The sequence below is a fragment of the Peribacillus simplex genome (assembly GCF_030123325.1).
In the GTDB taxonomy this organism is placed as follows: Bacteria; Bacillota; Bacilli; order Bacillales; family DSM-1321; genus Peribacillus; species Peribacillus simplex_D.
Genome location: NZ_CP126106.1, coordinates 2,712,888 through 2,732,538, shown reverse-complemented (window position 1 = coordinate 2,732,538; position 19,651 = coordinate 2,712,888). Strand labels below are relative to the sequence as shown.

General features: G+C 38.5%; 16 protein-coding genes. 1 reads left to right on the top strand and 15 read right to left on the bottom strand.

Annotation, left to right across the window (positions count from 1 at the left end; genetic code table 11):
- Positions 1-9: 9 nt before the first annotated feature.
- The 14 genes from QNH43_RS12915 to pruA all read right to left on the bottom strand — a co-directional run bounded on the left by QNH43_RS12915 (position 10) and on the right by pruA (position 14,144).
- Complete coding sequence (locus tag QNH43_RS12915; protein ID WP_076371237.1) at positions 10-222, bottom strand: acetyl-CoA carboxylase biotin carboxyl carrier protein subunit; 213 nt, start codon at positions 220-222, stop codon at positions 10-12.
- 38 nt (positions 223-260) lie between these two features.
- Complete coding sequence (locus tag QNH43_RS12910; protein ID WP_283918140.1) at positions 261-1,610, bottom strand: acetyl-CoA carboxylase biotin carboxylase subunit; 1,350 nt, start codon at positions 1,608-1,610, stop codon at positions 261-263.
- A 12-nt stretch (positions 1,611-1,622) separates the two neighbouring features.
- A complete protein-coding gene (locus QNH43_RS12905; RefSeq protein ID WP_283918353.1) occupies positions 1,623-3,260 on the bottom strand; it encodes an AMP-binding protein in 1,638 nt (545 codons plus the stop codon).
- A gap of 124 nt (positions 3,261-3,384) precedes the next feature.
- Positions 3,385-4,527: an acyl-CoA dehydrogenase gene (locus QNH43_RS12900; RefSeq protein WP_076371241.1), complete on the bottom strand. Its 1,143-nt coding sequence runs from the start codon at positions 4,525-4,527 to the stop codon at positions 3,385-3,387.
- 60 nt (positions 4,528-4,587) lie between these two features.
- Positions 4,588-5,199 carry a TetR/AcrR family transcriptional regulator gene (locus QNH43_RS12895; protein ID WP_283918352.1) on the bottom strand — a complete coding sequence of 204 codons (612 nt, stop codon included), beginning with the start codon at positions 5,197-5,199 and terminating at the stop codon, positions 4,588-4,590.
- Between the two features lie 223 nt (positions 5,200-5,422).
- Positions 5,423-6,178, bottom strand: coding sequence for a YybI family spore inner coat protein (locus tag QNH43_RS12890; RefSeq protein ID WP_283918139.1), 756 nt, complete (start codon positions 6,176-6,178; stop codon positions 5,423-5,425).
- 28 nt (positions 6,179-6,206) lie between these two features.
- Positions 6,207-7,253: a cytochrome d ubiquinol oxidase subunit II gene (locus tag QNH43_RS12885; RefSeq protein WP_283918138.1), complete on the bottom strand. Its 1,047-nt coding sequence runs from the start codon at positions 7,251-7,253 to the stop codon at positions 6,207-6,209.
- 15 nt (positions 7,254-7,268) lie between these two features.
- Entirely contained in the window at positions 7,269-8,630 is a 1,362-nt protein-coding gene (locus QNH43_RS12880) for a cytochrome ubiquinol oxidase subunit I (RefSeq protein WP_283918137.1), read from the bottom strand.
- A gap of 1,001 nt (positions 8,631-9,631) precedes the next feature.
- On the bottom strand, positions 9,632-9,886 hold the full coding sequence (locus tag QNH43_RS12875) for a biotin/lipoyl-containing protein (protein WP_076371251.1): 255 nt from the start codon (positions 9,884-9,886) through the stop codon (positions 9,632-9,634).
- A gap of 110 nt (positions 9,887-9,996) precedes the next feature.
- A complete protein-coding gene (locus tag QNH43_RS12870) occupies positions 9,997-10,161 on the bottom strand; it encodes a hypothetical protein (protein ID WP_283918136.1) in 165 nt (54 codons plus the stop codon).
- A gap of 28 nt (positions 10,162-10,189) precedes the next feature.
- Positions 10,190-10,447 (bottom strand): hypothetical protein, encoded by a 258-nt coding sequence (locus QNH43_RS12865; RefSeq protein ID WP_283918135.1) that lies wholly within the window; start codon positions 10,445-10,447, stop codon positions 10,190-10,192.
- A 158-nt stretch (positions 10,448-10,605) separates the two neighbouring features.
- A complete protein-coding gene (locus QNH43_RS12860) occupies positions 10,606-11,112 on the bottom strand; it encodes an acyl-CoA thioesterase (protein ID WP_076371256.1) in 507 nt (168 codons plus the stop codon).
- Positions 11,113-11,588: 476 nt separating this feature from the next.
- Positions 11,589-12,503 carry a proline dehydrogenase family protein gene (locus QNH43_RS12855; RefSeq protein ID WP_076371258.1) on the bottom strand — a complete coding sequence of 305 codons (915 nt, stop codon included), beginning with the start codon at positions 12,501-12,503 and terminating at the stop codon, positions 11,589-11,591.
- A 72-nt stretch (positions 12,504-12,575) separates the two neighbouring features.
- Positions 12,576-14,144 carry an L-glutamate gamma-semialdehyde dehydrogenase gene (pruA, locus tag QNH43_RS12850; RefSeq protein ID WP_283918134.1) on the bottom strand — a complete coding sequence of 523 codons (1,569 nt, stop codon included), beginning with the start codon at positions 14,142-14,144 and terminating at the stop codon, positions 12,576-12,578.
- A gap of 794 nt (positions 14,145-14,938) precedes the next feature.
- On the opposite strand from pruA, the gene QNH43_RS12845 reads away from it, so the two are divergent.
- A complete protein-coding gene (locus QNH43_RS12845) occupies positions 14,939-16,333 on the top strand; it encodes an amino acid permease (protein WP_283918133.1) in 1,395 nt (464 codons plus the stop codon).
- A 766-nt stretch (positions 16,334-17,099) separates the two neighbouring features.
- Here the strand turns inward: QNH43_RS12845 and QNH43_RS12840 are convergent.
- Positions 17,100-18,797 carry a sigma-54 interaction domain-containing protein gene (locus tag QNH43_RS12840; RefSeq protein ID WP_283918132.1) on the bottom strand — a complete coding sequence of 566 codons (1,698 nt, stop codon included), beginning with the start codon at positions 18,795-18,797 and terminating at the stop codon, positions 17,100-17,102.
- Positions 18,798-19,651: the final 854 nt, after the last annotated feature.

The window sequence follows — 19,651 nt, the reverse complement described above, 5'->3', positions numbered from 1 at the left end:
TCCGTCCTTTTATTCAATGACGGCCAAAATGTCGCCCTCATTTACGAAATCCCCCTCATTCACTTTAAGTTCTTTGATGGTGCCAGCTTCTTCGGCTGCAATGGGGATTTCCATTTTCATCGATTCCAAGATAATGATGTCCTGACCGTCTGTTACACTTTGACCCTCATTCGCTACGATTTTCCAAACGCTTCCTGCCATGCTTGCCTTTAATTCTGCCATCTTACATTCCTCCTGATCATTTTGTTTTAAAATATGGGTTATACAGTCAATTTTTTAATATATTTCGCAATGAAATCCGTAGTTGTATCTCCTTGGGAAAAAGCTTCATGAGAAATTATTTCCATAAGCAAAGGAAGGTTTGTTTTTATTCCTTCTATTTTATAGTTTGCCAGCGCTTCCCTTAATCTCTTGATCGCTTTATCCCTTGAATCGCCGCTCACTACCAATTTGGCGATCATCGGATCATAAAAATGGGATACGACGGAAGTTCCATGAACCGCCAATTCATGACGGATTCCTTCACCTTCCGGAAGTTCCATGCTGGTGATTCTCCCCGGTGCTGGATAAAACGTTTTCGGGTCTTCAGCGTATATACGCACTTCAATGGAGTGTCCATCCTGTTTAATCTCATTTTGAGTGAATTCCAATTTGTTGCCCGATGCAATTTTAATTTGCTGTTCGACTAAATCCAGCCCCGTAATTTCTTCGGTGACAGGATGCTCAACCTGAAGACGTGTATTCATTTCCAGGAAATAAAAGTTTTTATCACCATCAACTAAAAATTCGAGAGTTCCCGCATTGCTATAACCGATGGATTTTACCGCTTTCACAGCAGCCATTCCCATCCTGTTTCTTGTTTCTTCATCAAGGAAAGAAGAGGGAGCCTCTTCCACGACCTTCTGGTGGCGCCTTTGAACGGAGCATTCCCTTTCCCATAAGTAAACAGCATTCCCAAAGGAATCCGCCAATACCTGAATTTCGATATGCCGAGGCTTCTCTATCAATTTTTCTATGAACATATCTCCATTGCCAAAAAACAATTGGGCACGTTTTTGATTCCCTTCGAAGGCCTTGGTCAGTTCATCTTCATTAGCAACGGCCTGCATGCCGATTCCCCCGCCGCCTGCTGCTGCTTTTAACATGACTGGATAGCCGATCTTTTCGGCAACGGCTGCCGCTTCTGCACTATCAATTAACGGACGTGAAAATCCAGGCACCAATGGAAGTCCCGCTTGTTCCATCTTTTTCCGGGCCTCGACTTTATTGCCCATCTGCTGGATGATTTCTGGTTTTGGACCAATGAATATCAAGCCGGCTTCTTCGCATGAACGGGCGAAATCTGCATTTTCACTAAGAAATCCGTATCCTGGATGAATGGCTTCCACTCCCGTTTTCTTGGCTATTTCCAAAATCTTATTGACGTTTAAATAGCTTTCCTGTACTCTCGGGCCACCCAATAAATATGCCTCATCCGCCAATCCCACAAATGGCGAATCCGCATCTGCTTCCGAATGGACAGCGACAGTAAGTATTCCCAACTTCCTGCATGTACGAATAATGCGTGATGCTATTTCTCCCCTGTTTGCGATAAGAATTTTTCGAATCATTCGATTCCCTCCTTATTTAGTGCGTTCCGATAGTAAATCAAGAGTTTGTTGCCGAAGCTTATACTTTTGGATTTTCCCGGATGCAGTCATGGGATAAGCATCGGTAAATTGAATGTAACGGGGAATTTTATGAAAAGATATTTTCCCTTTGCAATACTCTATCAATTCTTTCTCCGTAAGGGTTTCACCCGCTTTCAGAATGATCCATGCCGCTACCTCTTCCCCATACTTCCGATCTGGAACGCCGAGTACCTGGACATCGACAATTGCAGGATGTTGATAGAGGAATTCTTCGATCTCCCGGGGATAAATATTTTCCCCTCCGCGAATGATCATATCTTTCAGCCGCCCTGTAATCTTGCAATAACCCCTTTCATCCATCACTGCCAAATCTCCCGTATGAAGCCAGCCTTCCCGGTCAATCGCCTGCTCAGTAGCTTCAGGGTTATTATAATATCCTTTCATTACATGATATCCCCTGGAACAGAGTTCACCCTGTATACCCCGCGGGACTTCTTCCCCTGTAGCCGGATCGACAATTTTCACTTCCACTTTCGGCAAAGCCCTTCCCACTGAGGAAACACGAAGTTCGATCGGATCGTCCGTTCTTGTCATCGTAATTCCTGGAGACGATTCCGTTTGACCATAAGTAATCGTGATTTCCGAGATTCCCATCTTATTCACCACGCTTTTCATGACCTCGATCGGACATGTGGAGCCTGCCATGATTCCAGTCCGCAACGAACGTAAATCATACTGGTCAAAATCATCGAGATTAAGTTGAGCGATGAACATCGTCGGAACACCATGAAGTGCCGTACATTTTTCGGCTTCAACGGTCTGAAGGACGACGCGTGGATTAAATTCCACAATCGGCACCATTGCTGCCCCTACAGAAACAGATGCCATCGTACCAAGGGAACAGCCGAAACAATGAAAAAACGGAACCGGGATGCAAAGCCGGTCAACTTCGGTAAGTTTCATGCATTCCGCGACATTCAATCCGTTGTTGACCAAGTTAGAATGCGTCAGCATCACTCCTTTTGGAAATCCTGTCGTCCCTGATGTATATTGCATATTAATCACATCATCTGGAGCCAATTCCTCCATCCTCATGTCCAGTGACTCCTCCGAAATGGACTCGCTCCCGCTAATGACATCATCCCACGAAAACGTTCCGGGATAACGCGTTTTACCTAAAACGATGATATTTTTCAATTTTGGCAGTTTCTCAGATTGTAATTTTCCTGGTCCTGCATTTTTCAATTCAGGAACGATTTCGTACAGCGTATCTATATATGAATGATCCTTATATTGTTCCATCAGGATGATCGTCGTCGCATCGGATTGCTTGAGCAAGTATTCCAATTCACTTGTGCGGTAATTAGTGTTGACCGTAACCAGCACCCCGCCCATTTTCGCGGTGGAAAATTGGGATATAAGCCATTCCGGTTTATTGGACGCCCAAATGGCGATATGTTCCCCTTTTCTTATATCGAGTGACATGAACCCCCTGGCCGCCTTTCGGCAAATCTTTTCAAATTCGCGATAGGAATGGCGGAGGCCCAGTTCATGGTACACAACCGCTTCATTATCACCATATTGTTCAGCTGTCCTTTCAAGCAATTTCCCGATCGTAATATCTAGCAAATCAGACATCAAACTCCTCCTAATCAAATAAAAGTAAGAATGGACGCGTTTTGCTGTATAGATAACATCTGCTTTTCACCAAAATGAACCAAAGCATCATCGTTCATTTTACGTTCCATAAAGATTAACAGCCTAATTGTCTGGCGATAACGAGTCTTTGAATTTCGGATGTGCCTTCACCAATCTCCAATAACTTAGCATCTCTTAAATAGCGCTCCACTTCATATTCGCGCATGTAACCAGATCCGCCATGTATTTGAATCGCTTGATTGCTGGCCCGGAAAGCGGTTTCACTTGCAAAAAGCTTGGCGTATGCCGCTTCCTTCGCAAAAGGTTTTTTATTGTCTTTTAACCATGCAGCCTTATATACCATATTCCTCGCCAATTCAATTTCCATCGCCATGTCTGCCAGCTTGAATTGAATGGCCTGGAAATTCGATATCGATTTACCGAATTGAATGCGCTCTTTTGAAAAAGCTAAAGCTTTATCAAAGGCAGCCTGAGCGATACCGACGGCCAAAGCCGCAATGGAAATCCTTCCCCCATCCAGTGTGAATAAGAATTGTTTGAACCCTTTGTCTGGATCTCCCAATATATTTTCCTTTGGTACCCGGACGTTATCCAGAATGATTTCACAAGTATTGGAAGCCCTAACTCCCATTTTTTCATAATTGCTATTAATCGTAAGCCCTTGGGTATCGGTTGGCACGATGAATGCCGAGATGATATTCTTGCCCTTGGAATCTTTGCCCGATACAGCAGTGACGGTTACGGTTCTTGAATAGCTGGCATTTGTAATCCAAGTTTTCTCACCATTGATCACATACTCATCACCTTCCAACACGGCAGTGGTTCTAGTGCCGCCAGCATCGGAACCCGCATTAGGCTCTGTCAACCCGAAAGCTGCCAGAGTTTCTCCGGTCGTGATTGGAACCAGATATTTTTGCTTCTGTTCTTCGGTTCCAAAATAGTAAATTGGACTTGCTCCGAGCGAAACGGCTGCAGCATAACTTAAGCCGGTTCCCCCGCACGCCTTGCCAACCTCTTCAACTGCAATGGCATATGAAATCGTATCTCCGCCCGAACCGCCATATTCTTCAGGAAATGGAATTCCAAGCAACCCGAGTTTCCCCATTTTTTTGAATGCATCCTCCGCAAACATGGACTTTGCATCCAACTCTATCGCTATGGGTTTAATTTCCTTTTCGGCAAATTCCTTAACCATTTCCTTAATCATCTGCTGTTCTTTTGTAAGTGAAAAATCCATATTTTCATTCCCCTTTCAATTGAGACCGACTAGTTGGTCTGTACAAATCAAGTTAATTGTTTAATCCGCAACAACTTTGTTCTTCAGTAAAAATGGCTGGGTGATTTCCGTATCTTTTTGTTTCTCTGTCAATAGGGCATTCAGAATTAAATCAACGTAAATATCACCGATTTCATCAATCGTTTTTCCACCGTCCCTTTTGTACCATTTGTAGGACCAGTTCACCATGCCAAGAATTGACATTCCGGTAATTTCCACTGGCAATTCGCTGCGGAATACTCCCTTGTCAATGCCTTCTTTGATGACGGAAAAAATGATTTCTTTATACATTTGACGCTTTTTTTTGATTGCTTCAACATAAGGTGGTTTTAAATAAATGCTTTCTTGATAGAAAACTGAGATATGTGGTTTATAGAGGTCAAAAACTTTAACGAATGATTGAATGATCTTTTGCATTTTTTCTGTTGGATGGGTACTTTCTGAAATGGCTTCCTGTGCTTTTATTAAAACATATGAAATAAAGTAATCATGAATGACAAATAGGAGTTCATCTTTGGAAGAGAAATGGTGATAAAACCCCCCCTTGCTAGTTCCGCATGCCTTAACGATTTCGTTAACGGAGACACCATGAAAACCATGCTGATCGAAGAGCGCCAACGATGTTTCAATTATTTTTTCTTTTAACTCCGTAAGACTGCACCCCCCCTTGTATCCGCTTACATTTCATCCAGAATAAAGAGATTTATTATGTAAAAACTGGATTTATTTAGATTTTACCAAATATTTAAAAATTGTCAATTTTTAATTATAAACAAAAAACAGCCCTTAATACCAAGAGCTGTCAACCTACTTTATGCTTGAATATGACACATTCGATACTAACCCTTATTTCCATTCACTTTTTTCCCTTGACCGGTTTAACTTGTGCTTTTACAAGCTGCCATCCATTGTTATACCTCCATACTGATTTGATTTCCATTATCGAATCACGTTCATCGGAACCTTTTACATTTTGGACTCCAACAAGCGCTTTCCCTTTTCCAAAAACGTTCTTTAAGTCCAGTGAAGAATATGGATCAACCAAAAGCTCTGTCGGTTCATTTAGCTTTCCATTTAGATAAATGCCCATTTCATCATAAGCTTGTTTTCTGGAACTGACATCTATCACCACAGGCTTTTGACCTTCAATAATGATTTCCGCTTTGTATCCGTCAAGAAATTGGGCCATTACGGGAACGGATGGAGGGATTTCCAGTTCCTTCACTTTTCCATCCTTGAACGTATAGGCGTAACTGGTTATCAACCGCTCTCTACCTTCCATCAAAACCGTGACCAATACATCCTGGACCCCATCATTATTTAAGTCTGCAACCTTGAGATCTGGATTATATCCAGCTTTAAGCGGGACGGAGATTGTACGGCGATTGCTTTCCACACTTAATTCGATTTTCTTCAGAAACTTGCTTCCTTCCTCATATGGCAGCCCCTGAACTTGGATGATGTCTATTTTCTGGTCACCTGTTACATCTCTTTTTGTTGAAATATAAGTGCCATCGACCTGAAAATTTTTATCATGCGCTTCAACCGCTTGATAGCTCAAAAAGAGTGAGATGACTAAAACCGCATATTTTAGCAGATCTAACTTTTTCATAGTGATAACCTCTCTTTTCCAAGATGAACTAATTTGACATTTGCCGCCGTTTGAACTTTCGACGCTGATCTTTCATGAAGATGGACCAGAAATAATAGAACCCTGGCACTAATATCGCAAAGCCCACGATATACGTGGCAAAAACGGCCCGGAAAGAAGTTGGATCGGTAAATCCTGAAAGAATCGTGACATTTGGATATATGATATAAGGTAAATGTGCGATTCCATAAACATAACTGCCGATTAAATACTGAATGATGATCGCTATTACAGCGACCCGAGGCATTCCTTTAACCTCCTGCTTAGAAAAATAGGGTAAGTACAGTGCTATCCCGCTAATGATGAAAAAAACTAGCGAGACGAATAACAATGCCGAGTTTTTCATCATTCCTTGGTAAATCCAATTCGCTTCGTTTTTTAACGTGAGCATAACCAACAGAGCCATGACCACCATTAGCGGTCCCGTTATCATCGCATCCCTGCGATATATTTTGTATGCTTTCATTTCATCAGCCTGTTTTGAGTAATCAGACAGTAGCAAAGATGATAAAAAAAGCGTACTCATGATTCCAAACCCCACAAATGCATACTCATTCGGACTCGTGAAAAGTTTAGATAGATTCAATTCTTCATTTCCTCTCAGGCCTTCGACAAATCCAAGGTGGGTGATGGGCAAGACACTGATTAATAGCCCGGGTATGATCAATCCCGTCAATCCTGAGATATATGTTAACGCTTTTTCATATTTGTCCACGCTATGCGAAAAAACCAAGAAAGCGCTCCTAATACATAACAGGACCAATATCAGGCTCGCAGGAACGATCAAGGCTACTCCAATCGGGAAAACCGCACCTGGAAACAAACTGTAAATCGCAATGACAAGACCAACCACAAATGTATTGGTCACTTCCCAAGTCGGTGATAAATAGCTATTTGCAATCTTCGTAGCATTCGTTTCTTCCTTTTTAATGTAAGTCATCGCCCAGAAGCCAGCGCCAAAGTCCATGGAGGCCATGATGGCATAAAGAAAAATAAAGCCCCAGACCAATGTTATCGCAAGAAGAGCATCACTCAACCGCCTTCCCCCCTTTTATGAATTCGAATCGAAGTGCCTTACATCTTTCTGTTCAGCCTTATATATATCATCCATTACCGAATGACGTTTGAAATAATACAAAAGTGTAAATACGACAGAAACGCATAAAATGATATATACAATAATGAACATCGTGAATAAAAATCCAAGGTTTTCGTACGAAGTGACTGAATCCTCCGTAGTCAGCATCCTGTATATCGTCCATGGCTGTCTGCCTGTACAAGCAAAAATCCAACCGCATTCAATCGAAATCACCGAAAGCGGGCCTGCAGCAACAAACAGCCAGAGAACCCATTTCGGATAAGTCTCCTTTTTCAACCATTTATTCCATACCAATGCAAACAGTGCTAAGGCGATTAAGCCGGAGCCGATGATGACCATGGCGTTGAATAAGATATGGACATAAAGCGGCGGCCAATATTCTTCTGGAAAATCGTTCAAGCCGGTCACGACCGTATCAAAGCTATTGCCGGATAGAAAGCTTAATAACCATGGGAATTCAATCCCATACTTCACTTCCTGTGCTTCCCTATCGGTATAACCAAACAAGGTAAGTCCGGCATGGTCCTTTGTTTCAAACAACCCTTCAGCCGCCGCCAGTTTTTCCGGCTGCTCCCTATATAAATGCTGTGTAGTCTCATGACCGTTCAATGCCGACAAAAAAGAAAAAACCAAACCCAATACAATACTGAGCCTCAGTGCTTTTTGGTGAAAATTAAATTCAGCAGTGCCATATTTATTTTTCAGCATCTTATAAGCTGCAACGGCCGCTACGACAAAAGCACCTGTCGTATAAGCAGTCAGGGCCGTATGACCTGCCGTCACCAAGAAACTTGGGTTGAAAAATGCCGCCCAAGGATCGACATCGACGATTTCCCCATTTTCAAACCGGAATCCAGCCGGTGTCCCTTCAAAAGCATGGACATTAGAAATCAAAACCGCCGAAGCCATTGCGCCGAATGCAACAAAGAATAAACTCACGATACGGGCCCAAGGCTTTATTTTTTCAGCAGCATACACGTAGATTGACATGAATAGCGCTTCAACCATGAATGCATAAATCTCAATTTGGAATGGAAGCGCCATGACACGCCCAATCACTTCCATGAACCCTGGCCATAATAGTGACAGTTGCACACCCGCAATCGTACCAGTCGGAATCCCGACCCCAAGCAAGACCCCTAATGTTTTGGTCCAGCGTTTGGCCATGACAACATACTGTAAATCCTTTGTCCTTTGATACATCAATTCCGCTGCCAACATCATCATCGGCAAACCGACGCCTATCGTTGCAAATATGATATGTACAGCCATATTCGTCCCGAACATCGCACGGGCCATTTGTATATGATCCATACTGTCTTCCTTTCCAACCTTTGTCTCTTGGTAGTATCTCCTCTGTAAAGGAAAATATTTAATAATATTCCACTAACTAAGTTTTCATGGTATTGCAGAAAGACAGTATTTTATTTGATGATGTTTTTGGTTGATTGTTTTATTTAAATATTCTATCGAGGTCATTTTTGGGATATATTTACTATGGTTGATCGCTTCTCAACCTTACTTAGACTGCCTGTACGAATGGCAATTTTATTATAGTTGTGCAATTAATAAAAATTTATTAAATTAGTTTCATTCATCACGAAGGATGGTCGAAAGATTTCTTTTTGTTCGATTTTCATTCGTTCGTCACATCAGAAAAGATAGTAGATTTCACATAGAATCCTCCCTCCAAACCTTTTGGCTAACCAGAACCACCTGTAAATTTATGGTTCCGCGTATCGAACGGGTCACCGAACAAACACCATTGATAACACTAGGAGTTAGTCGAGGATTCAGCGAATTCTTCAAAATTGTCTATAGAACTATGTATTTATTTTTATATATCCTTCAATAAAAAAATACACACATACCCTACAATATAGTAGTCTATGGGTGTATTTGCTGCTGGCATTGGCTTTCCCAATTTCAAGAATCATGTTCCTAAAAAGGCAAACAAAACAAAAATTAGCTTTATTGCAAAAATCGCTTTATGTTTCTAGCGAGTCGTTTTTGCACCAGAATGAAGGATTTCTATAATAAAAAAACTCTACCATATCGTAGAGCTCCTTAAACATATGTGCAATAACTAGTACTCTTATGAATGAAAAAAATGAATGGACTCAGCAAATTTATTAAATAAGCTTTCTTCATTATAAAAAAAGGGATTACTCACTAATTAGAAGCTCTTACATTTATTCCGCTTTGCTCCGTTAAAATATACAAAATGTTCTTAATATTCGATATATATGATCGCAAGACTCTAATTCAGAAAAATCCATATTCAAGATCCTTAATCTTAAATACCCACCTTATTATCAATCACTTCCTGTGATCAATAAATCATCCTGTAACTGAATTAACACTGTTTCATTACTTACATCTTGATTTTTTGTTACTTCAATTGAAACAATATGACCACTTACACCCGTCTCAATTTCTACTTTTTTATTGTCCGTTGTATGAACTACCATTAGTTTTTCCCATTCATATACATAAGAACCTTGACTAACAAATATGTTTTCAACTTTTCCACAACAAGGACTATAGACAGTTTCTATAACTCTTTTCACCTTAAAAACCTCTCTTTCTAAAGAAATAAATTAGACATTCCAAATATCATATACGCTGATCCATGTAAGCAGCTAAACATTGTTTTGCACCATTCAAAGTTATGAAGCTATTATCCCACCAGAAATGGCAAGTAAGACAGTACTTGAAATACATTCCTTTTTCTTAAAATGGTTGTTGCTTCCATTGTTGGCGGTCCATTAGCAACTTCGACAACAATGGAAGCATGAATGCATGCTGCATTCATACTTGTGATTTGATTAGAATAACCCAACATTCTTTTCCAAGTCATCCTTCATCGGTTATTACGTTTGTAGCAAATTATTTACTGTGCTAAAACTATCACTGCAGTCAAGCAAATAATCTATATCAAACCCTTTTGGGTCATATAGCGCAACATATGCAACTGAAATTCCAATCGCTCTTGCTCCTGCTTCTTGCATAAATGTTGTAAGGTAACTTCCTGCTTTACCCAACACTTGAATAATTGCTCGTCCACTCTTTAATTCAATCTCTATTCCAGCTGTTTTTTCAATACAAATGGTGTAGGCCCAACTGATCATTATGTTGGAAACGATAGCCGGATAAAAGACTGGTTTTGAACTTTGTAAATCTACTACTTCACTTTGCTTATTTTCCGGCTTTTCAACTTGATCGATATTGATGAGGATTGCCTCTTACCTTCTTTGCACCTCGTAGGTTCAAAGCTTTTTTATGAAAGTTAAGGATAATCTACACTTAAAAACGTAGCCACATCTTTGCTTTTTTGTTTTCTCTGCTGCCGCATACTTGCTCGATCTAATGCCGTTTCATGTAATTTTTTTTCTTCTTCTGTCTCCGGAATAACCTTTGGAACACGTGTTGGACGTTTATGTTCATCAAGTGCAACAAATGTTAATAGAGCAGTCGCTGCGATTCTACGAACACTGCTTTTTAAATCTTCAGCAATAATTTTCACAAAAACCTCCATTGAAGAGGTGCCGGTCCATGCCACATAAGATATAAAACACACTGAATCTGTTGTACGAATGGGATGTAAAAAGTCAACTGAATCTGTTGAAGCGGTTACACATTCACTTCGACTATGACGTGCTGCCGAAATCGATGCTACTTGATCGACATCACTCATTAATCTGCCGCCAAATAATGTATTATGATTGTTCACATCATTTGGAAATATACGACTCGTTCTTATCACCCTTGATTCTCTGCAATATTTTGCTTCTATAAACCCGTCCTCCTAAAACATGGGAGCTGAAATCATCACCTATGTAAACTTTTAGTATATGGTTATATTATGATACAATTTTGAGCTTTTTATCCTTAAAACACTATCGGCGTACGTAGCCTAGTGTTCCAAGAATGCGCAGCTTGCTTTACAATATCATTCACCACCTGCTCAAGTCTTTTCATACTGGTGAATTCACCTCAAGGGAGGACGGGGTCATATTATATCTTCACTGGGCGCTTTCTTTGACTTCCGGTTCTAGTTGAAACTGAACCATCATCAATGAATTCGACTTAATTATCAACAACGTAAATCTTCCTTATGCATGCTAAATCGGAGAAAGAGAGAAGATTTATGCTTATATTTTTCTATTTTAGAAAGAGTGGTTGTGCCTATCTGTTTAGTTTCCCAGTTACGAATTCTACAAGTAAATTAACTTTCTATGATATCTTCACCCATTTTAATAAACTCATCAATTATTTAGAAAAGAATCCTTTAAGGGCAAATGCAATATTTTGTGGTCTTTCTGCCAAGCGACGCATAAAATAACCAAACCAGTCGTTACCAAAAGGAATATACACACGCATTGTATATCCTTCTTTAGCTAAACTTAATTGCATGTCTGTTCTAAATCCATATAACATCTGAAACTCAAATTGGTTACGTGGAATATTGTGTTTTTGAACAAACTCTTTTACACTGGCAATGATACGATGATCATGGGAAGCAATCGCCGTATAGCTACCACTCAGCAAATGCTCTTCAATGATTCTCATATAATTTTTATCCACTTCTTCTTTCTCTTGGTAAGCCACAGAAGGAGATTCTTGATAAGCTCCTTTAACTAAACGAAGGGGAATTCCTTTTAATTCTTTTACGTCCTGCTCCGCTCGATATAAATAGGATTGAATTACTGTTCCTACATTATCATATGTTTCGCGTAATTCTCTCAGGATATCTAACGTGATTTGGCAATGTGCATGATCTTCCATATCGATTCTGACAAAATTATTGTATTTCTTGGCTGTCTCAAGAATTAGACACATATTTTGAACACAAAAATTCCGATCAATGTCCAAACCAAGTTGGGTCATTTTTACAGATAGATTACTATTTACTCCTGCACTTCCCATTGCTTCCAACGTTCTTACGTTATATTCCGTTGCCTCTATCGCCTCTATTCTACTTGAAACAAATTCCCCTAAATGATCCAGTGTACAAACCAAGCCTTTTTCATTTAATTCTTGAACTTTCTTAATCGCACTTTTGATAGTATCTCCTGCCACAACTTGGGAAGCCCCAAATCGAAGGCCCCATTTTTTCGCAGCTTTATTTAACGCTTTGTTGTTGGAAGCGTGAAGAAAAATATTTTTTGAAACATCTGCCAGCATGAATATATCCCCCTAAAATGCATGTCCTCGTTATATTAAATGGGGCAACCTTTTTAATTGCCCCAGCTCTTATTAAAGTGTTTCGCTAGTTGTTTTCGCTTGCATGTGTAGAATCAAATAATCAGGTCCACCTGCCTTCGAATCCGTTCCAGACATGTTGAACCCACCAAACGGATGATACCCAACGATTGCTCCTGTACAACCGCGATTAAAGTATAGATTACCTACGTGGAATTCTTCTTTTGCTCGTTCAATATGAACAGGAGTGTTAGAAAGTAACGCACCCGTTAAGCCGTAGTCTGTATTGTTCGCTATTTCCATCATATGATCGAAATCGCGCGCTTTACAAAAGGCTACAACAGGTCCAAAAATTTCTTCCTGCATCAGACGTGCATTTTCATCAATATCCGCAAAGATGGTCGGTTCAATAAGGTACCCTTTGGAGTCGTCCCCTTCTCCACCAGTCATCAACTTGCCTTCTTCCTTACCTATTTCAATATATTTCATGATTTTATCGTAAGAAGCCTGGCTGATAACGGGTCCCATATAGGTATTTACATCTTCAGGGCAGCCAATCATTAAAGTCTGGGTTAATGCCACTGCTTTTTCAAGGACTTCATCATAAACATCCTGATGTACCACTGCACGTGAACTAGCCGAACACTTTTGTCCCGAGAATCCAAAAGCAGAGTAAACAATCGAGGAGGCAGCTACATCCAAATCCGCGTCTTTATCTACGACTACAGTATCTTTTCCGCCCATTTCGGCAATCACACGCTTTAACCAAATTTGACCCGGATGCACTTTTGCCGCGCGTTCATAAATGCGGCAGCCTACTTCACGGGAACCCGTGAAGGAAACAAAGCGAGTTTTAGGGTGATCAACTAGATAATCGCCTATTTCCGCACCGCCTCCTGGGACATAGTTAAGTACACCATGAGGAAGACCTGCTTCTTTCATAACTTCAACGAATTTCGCTGCAATCACTGGTGTGTTATTTGATGGTTTCAGAAGAATCGTGTTTCCAGCAACAATCGCTGCAGCTGCAGTTCCGGCCATAATAGCTAATGGAAAGTTGAATGGAGAAATAATGACACCTACACCAAGTGGAATATAATTGAACTTGTTTGCCTCTCCCTCTCGACTTTTTACAGGTACTCCGTCTTTTAATTGCATCATTTGACGGGCATAGAATTCAAGGAAATCAATTGCTTCTGCCGTATCTGCATCAGCCTCTTTCCATGGCTTTCCAGCTTCTTTAACAAGATAGCCTGAAAATTCATGTTTGCGACGACGAATGATATCCGCAGCACGAAATAAAATGTTAGCTCGTTCTTCTGGTTTTTCTTTTTTCCATGTCGTGAATGTAGACAATGCTGCTTGCATTGCTTTCTCAGCTAATTCTTTATTGGCTTTAGAAACTCGACCGATTACTTCTTCCTTTTTTGCTGGATTTATCGATACAATTTGTTCATTTGTTGTAATGAATTCTTCTCCTATGACAAGTGGATAATTTTTTCCTAACTCTGATTGTACAACTTCCAAAGCTTTTCTAAATTCACTTTTATTTTCCCCAAGTGTAAAATCTGTAAATGGTTCGTGCTTATATGTTTTAATGTCCGTATTGTTTGTTGTAATCATATTATTCTCTCCCTTAAAAAATAGATTTGTATAATCAATGTAATTGCCCTTCAACTTAAGTTAATTAAAAGTAATGACTAATTTTCAAATGATAGCAGCTGCCTCTAATTTAACTGAAATACTAATTCTTCGTTTAGATTTAATGGATGTTATAAAAAAGTTTACTAATCTAATTTCGCCTCCTTTATTAATCGAAAATTTATAATACAAAAAATATTCAAAAACTTAATATGAACATATTATAATTCCATTTACACACTTTTGTATACCACTTTTAACAAAATTGTGTAAATAAATCAAAATTAAACACTTTTGTTCAATCGGAATATTCTAAACAGTATATGGGAGAATTTATTTATCTTGGGGAGAATTCAGCCTTAGTAACCGGCTTCTTTTTATTCAAATGCATAGTTCCTAAACCACAAAGTATGTAAATGGCTGTAAGAATGCCTTCAATCATAACAACGGAACGAGATCGCTTTTTAATTAACCCGTGATTATGTTTTTTAAATAACTTTAAAGTTTACACAACTGTATACTTTATGTTCCGTATCCGGAAATAAATAGACAAATATGAACAAAGTGTATTATCATATAATTCTTAATATTTTTTCATCTTTTAATTGGAGTCTATATGCAAATGGAATTTTTAATGCTAATAAGCAGAAGAAATAAAAGAGGAAGATTTGTTAAAGATTTATTTCTTGTTTTAAGGGTTTTCACTTTCTGCTATTTTGAAAGATCTGAATCCCCTTAACTTTTTTGGTTTTTACGTTATAGAGAGGATGTAGGATATGAATCATCAACAACCTAAATTGAAAAAAGAGTTGAAAATTCGGCATATTACCATGATTTCCCTAGGAGGAATCATCGGTGCTGGATTATTTGTTGGAAGTGGCCCGTTAATTAATACGGCTGGGCCAGGTTCTATTTTCTCATATGCAATAGCAGGATTACTGGTAATTTTGGTGATGCGGATGCTTGGGGAAATGTCAACGGCAAATCCATCAAGCGGCTCTTTTTCCACTTACGCCCGAGAGGCGATCGGCCCATGGGCCGGGTACACAATTGGCTGGTTATACTGGTTTTTCTGGGTAATTGCCATTGCAGTTGAAGCAATAGCAGGTGCGACAATTATTCAATATTGGTTTCCTTCTTTGCCTTCTTGGTCAGTCAGCTTAATGCTTACTTTTTTATTAACCCTAACTAACATCTATTCTGTTAAATCATTTGGTGAGTTTGAGTATTGGCTATCCATGATCAAAGTTGTCAGTATTGTTCTCTTTTTAATTCTTGGAGGGGCCATTATATTCGGTTTCATACCAGGTATCGAATCACCTGGCACTTCAAACCTTCTACATAGAGGTGGATTCCTGCCATCTGGAATAAGTTCTGTCTTTATAGGAGTTGCCCTTGTTATGTTCTCTTTTATGGGGAGTGAAATCGTGGCGACTGCAGCAGGGGAAACCTCACATCCTGAAAAAGCCATGAGGGTTGCTACAAATACCGTTATCTATCGTATCTTAACATTTTACCTAGGTTCAATTTTAATAATCGTAACAATTCTTCCATGGGACTCCACTAGTTTGATGAAAAGTCCTTTTGTTTCTGTCCTTGAACTTTTAAATATACCAGCTGCAGCCCAAATCATGAATTTCCTTCTTTTTACGGCAGTACTTTCTTGTTTGAATTCTGGTATTTACACGAGCTCCCGTATGTTATTTTCGATGGCGGAAAATGGAGATGCTCCCCGAATGTTTTTAAAGGTAAATAAGAAGGGGATACCAATGAATGCGGTTTTAGGATGTACCGTTATTGCTTATATTAGTATTGGGTTCAATTACGTCTCTCCAGATAAAGTATTTCTGTTTTTAGTTAATGCTTCCGGAGGTGTAGCGCTTCTTGTTTATCTAGTGATTGCCTTCTCTCAATTACGTATGCGAAGAAAATACGAAAAAGAAAACCCTGGAGCACTTAAGATCAGAATGTGGTTATTTCCTTATTTAACATATGCAACGATTATTACGATCACCAGTATTTTCATCTCGATGACATTTATTGATTCCTTACGTTTACAATTCTTTTTAACACTACTTCTCACTATTCTGATTGTCGGTTCTTTCTTTGTCTTAAAGAAAAATAAATCATCGGATTTATTATCAATGAACAAAGAAAAAAATGCCTCTTAATTACAGAACAAAAGGTAAGATGTCATAAACAATGGACTCTTTTCCAATAGAACTTAGGCACGGCTGGCGCATTAAAAAATCCCAACTCAGATTATTTGATTTCACCTGTCAAGTAGACAGTCATAAAACGACTACAGCCATCGAGATTCGATATTCAATCGGAGTTCGGTGGCTGAGTCATTTTTGGAATCGTTTGCTGTCTTAATCATAGAATTTCTTCACCTTTAAACAGTTTTAAAATGATTTTGATTCAACATCTCTGATATATAATGGGGAAGAACGATTCCACTCAGACATTATCCTGTTCGTTTCATTTAATACCAAGTAATTTAAGTCGTACATTGTATGCATAAACTGTGTATTAGAAGCCTTGATCCGAATGGAGAATGGTTCTGTATACATCCCTTTTTGGGGGATAAACCATCTTAACGTCTAAAGATACTAGTTTGAGCTGATTACCTACTACGAAGGCTTACGTTCATCGTAATCATTTCATCGCTGCCTTCCCCATTCAAATACATCTTTAGCTTTCATTTTCTTCTCCTTTGAATATTTCTCGAACTTTTGCCCTTTTTTAGCCATAATAAAATCCCCTCCAGGCAGCAGCGTAATATCCACGATTGTTTGTGGTCCTTTTACACTGTCTACCTTAAGGGGATAATATCAAAGCAGTCTTTTCAGAAACTGGCTCTCGTTTTTTTGTAATCTGCGATAGCAAAATTTTCATTTGAGTGCGTAACTGGGAAATAATAAAATGCAAAATAAATCAGTTTAATTTGTATTCTTTAATCTTATTGTAGAGTGTTCCTCTGGACATACCGAGTAATTTGGCAGCCGCACTTTTGTTTCCATATGTCTTGCTTAAGGCTTCTTGAATCATGAATAACTCTTCTTTTTCATCTTCCTGAAATGACGTTTCTTGTGGGCCTGAGATATGGCCATTATGAACATAATAACTACTAGTTATGTTTTTTTGAAGATGATTGCTTTTAATAATATTTTCATCATTCAGAAGGATAACACGTTCCACAACATTCCGAAGCTCGCGGACATTTCCTGGCCATTCATAGTTAACTAATATAGTTATAACTTCCGATCCAATTTTCGGAACTGGTTTCTTATACTTAGAACTGAACTCTTGCACAAACTGTTCAACTAATTTGACAATATCTTCCGGTCTTTCACGTAAAGGAGGAATATCAATGTTAATTACAGTTAAGCGATAATAAAGATTTTCGTTGAATTTCCCTTCCTTTACCATTGCTTCTAATGCCTGAGATGTAGAAGCAATTACACGTGTATGTGTCGTCAATAATTCCGTTGTACCTACACGATAAAATGATCCAAGTTCCAAGTAGTGTAGAAATTTTTCTTGAATGTCTAATGGCATTTTATCAATTTCTTCAATAAATAATGTTCCATTATGTGATTGTTCAATTTTTCCGTTTTTTCCAGTCTTCTTATCTGCTGTAGAAGCACCTTTTTGATATCCAAATAATTCAATCTCTAAAAGAGTGGAAGGAATGGCTGAACAATTAATAGATACAAAAGGACCTGTACGCTTTGAACCGCCGTAATGAATAGCTTGTGCTAACATCTCTTTTCCTGAACCTGGTTCTCCGGTTAACAGAACCGGAATGTCCGCGTAGGCAACTTTTTGGGCTACCTTCACTGCTTTTTGAATTTCCACATTAACTCCTATAATAGATGAAAAAGGGTTGTCCTGATGGATAAGTAACGGTAACGAAGAATCAAGTTCCTCGTTTAAACGAACAATTTGAGTAATATCATGTTCTGTTGCAATGCCTCCAATAACTGTATTATCCTTTATAACGGGTGAGGCATTTACTAATACGTGATTATCATTATTAGGGCGATGATAAGCCCCACGAACGGGACGTCCCTCATTTAAAATACGATGTAATATAATAGACTCTGATTGAAAATGCTCTCCAATCTTTTGACCAAGGATATTTTCACGTTTAATGCTGTATGTTCCCTCAGCAACGGTATTCCAGCAGATAACTTTCCCCTCTTGATCCACAGCCGTGACTGCGTCATTAATGGTTTCCGCCAATGTAGAAAAGTATGCGGATAGCTCCTCATTTTTCATTTCCAGCAGTTGAACCCATTGGTTTGCAGTTATGATTCCAATAATTCCTTCTTTTTCTGGATCTTGAATTAGGACCGGTCTGCTCCAATCAATTTGTAACATAAAAAGTTCTTCTATTTTGGAAATGGTAGAGGGAGTCCATTTTACCTTTTCAATCCACTCGATTACAGACAGTGAATCATCCATTAATGCCAAGAAATTGCATTCATTCTTTGAAACAATGTAGTATTCTTTCGCAGAAATGATTACAAAATCATACTTTAAAAAGTTATTCTTTATATCAATTAAAGATGTATAGGGTTTCACTATAGTGAAGGAGTTGTCTAGGTTAATTTCTTCCATTTTATACATAATAAACCCCTTTTATTATATATTTTATGAGAAAGTATAAGAATTTATACAGTATCATCTTCTAAAACAATCATAAAACAAATATGTTTAAATAAAAACTAATAACATTATTATAATATAAACTTCACTCTATGTTTCTATCGATTGATTTTCTGTAAAAGAAATACGGAATACTATAATAAAAAAACTCTATCATAAAATAGAGTTTTTTTATTATATGCTCACGAATTAGCACTTTTATGAATGATAATATAGTGTTATCCCCCACCAAGTATAAATAAAATACATAGGTCAGGAGCCTAAAACCTTTTTGTAACTTAATCTTAATTAACACTGATTTATGTGCACTCACTAAAAATATGAAACTATACTGACTCCAATTGTTATGCTTAATTAGCGTTTGGCTTCAATAGACAAAGAACGATAATTGCCTCGGTTATTTAATATCCACTTTTTTATTGCTTGATCAACTTTTAATGATATATAGATTTGTGCGTTTTTACCGAAATAAGGTTGCGAATAGCATTCTTCGTCATTTCATCCCATTGTTCAAAAAAGCTGAACACAGCTTCTCTAACTGTCTAAATTAAATTCGGCTCTATCATAAATCGTAGACTTAAGATCGTTAGCTTCCGAAAAAAATGGCATCACCTTTTAACAATAAATCAGCTTATCCATCTTCTGCACCTTAAATTATCTAATAACATAAAGGATAAACCTAGAGGAATATGATAGCAATAATCAATCATGACAAATTATTGAAGATCCTTCATAAATGGTGACCCAATAGGAATAAGATAGCTTAAATCCCAAATAGGAAGTGTAACAAGAGAGGAGAAAAACACTTTGTCCTT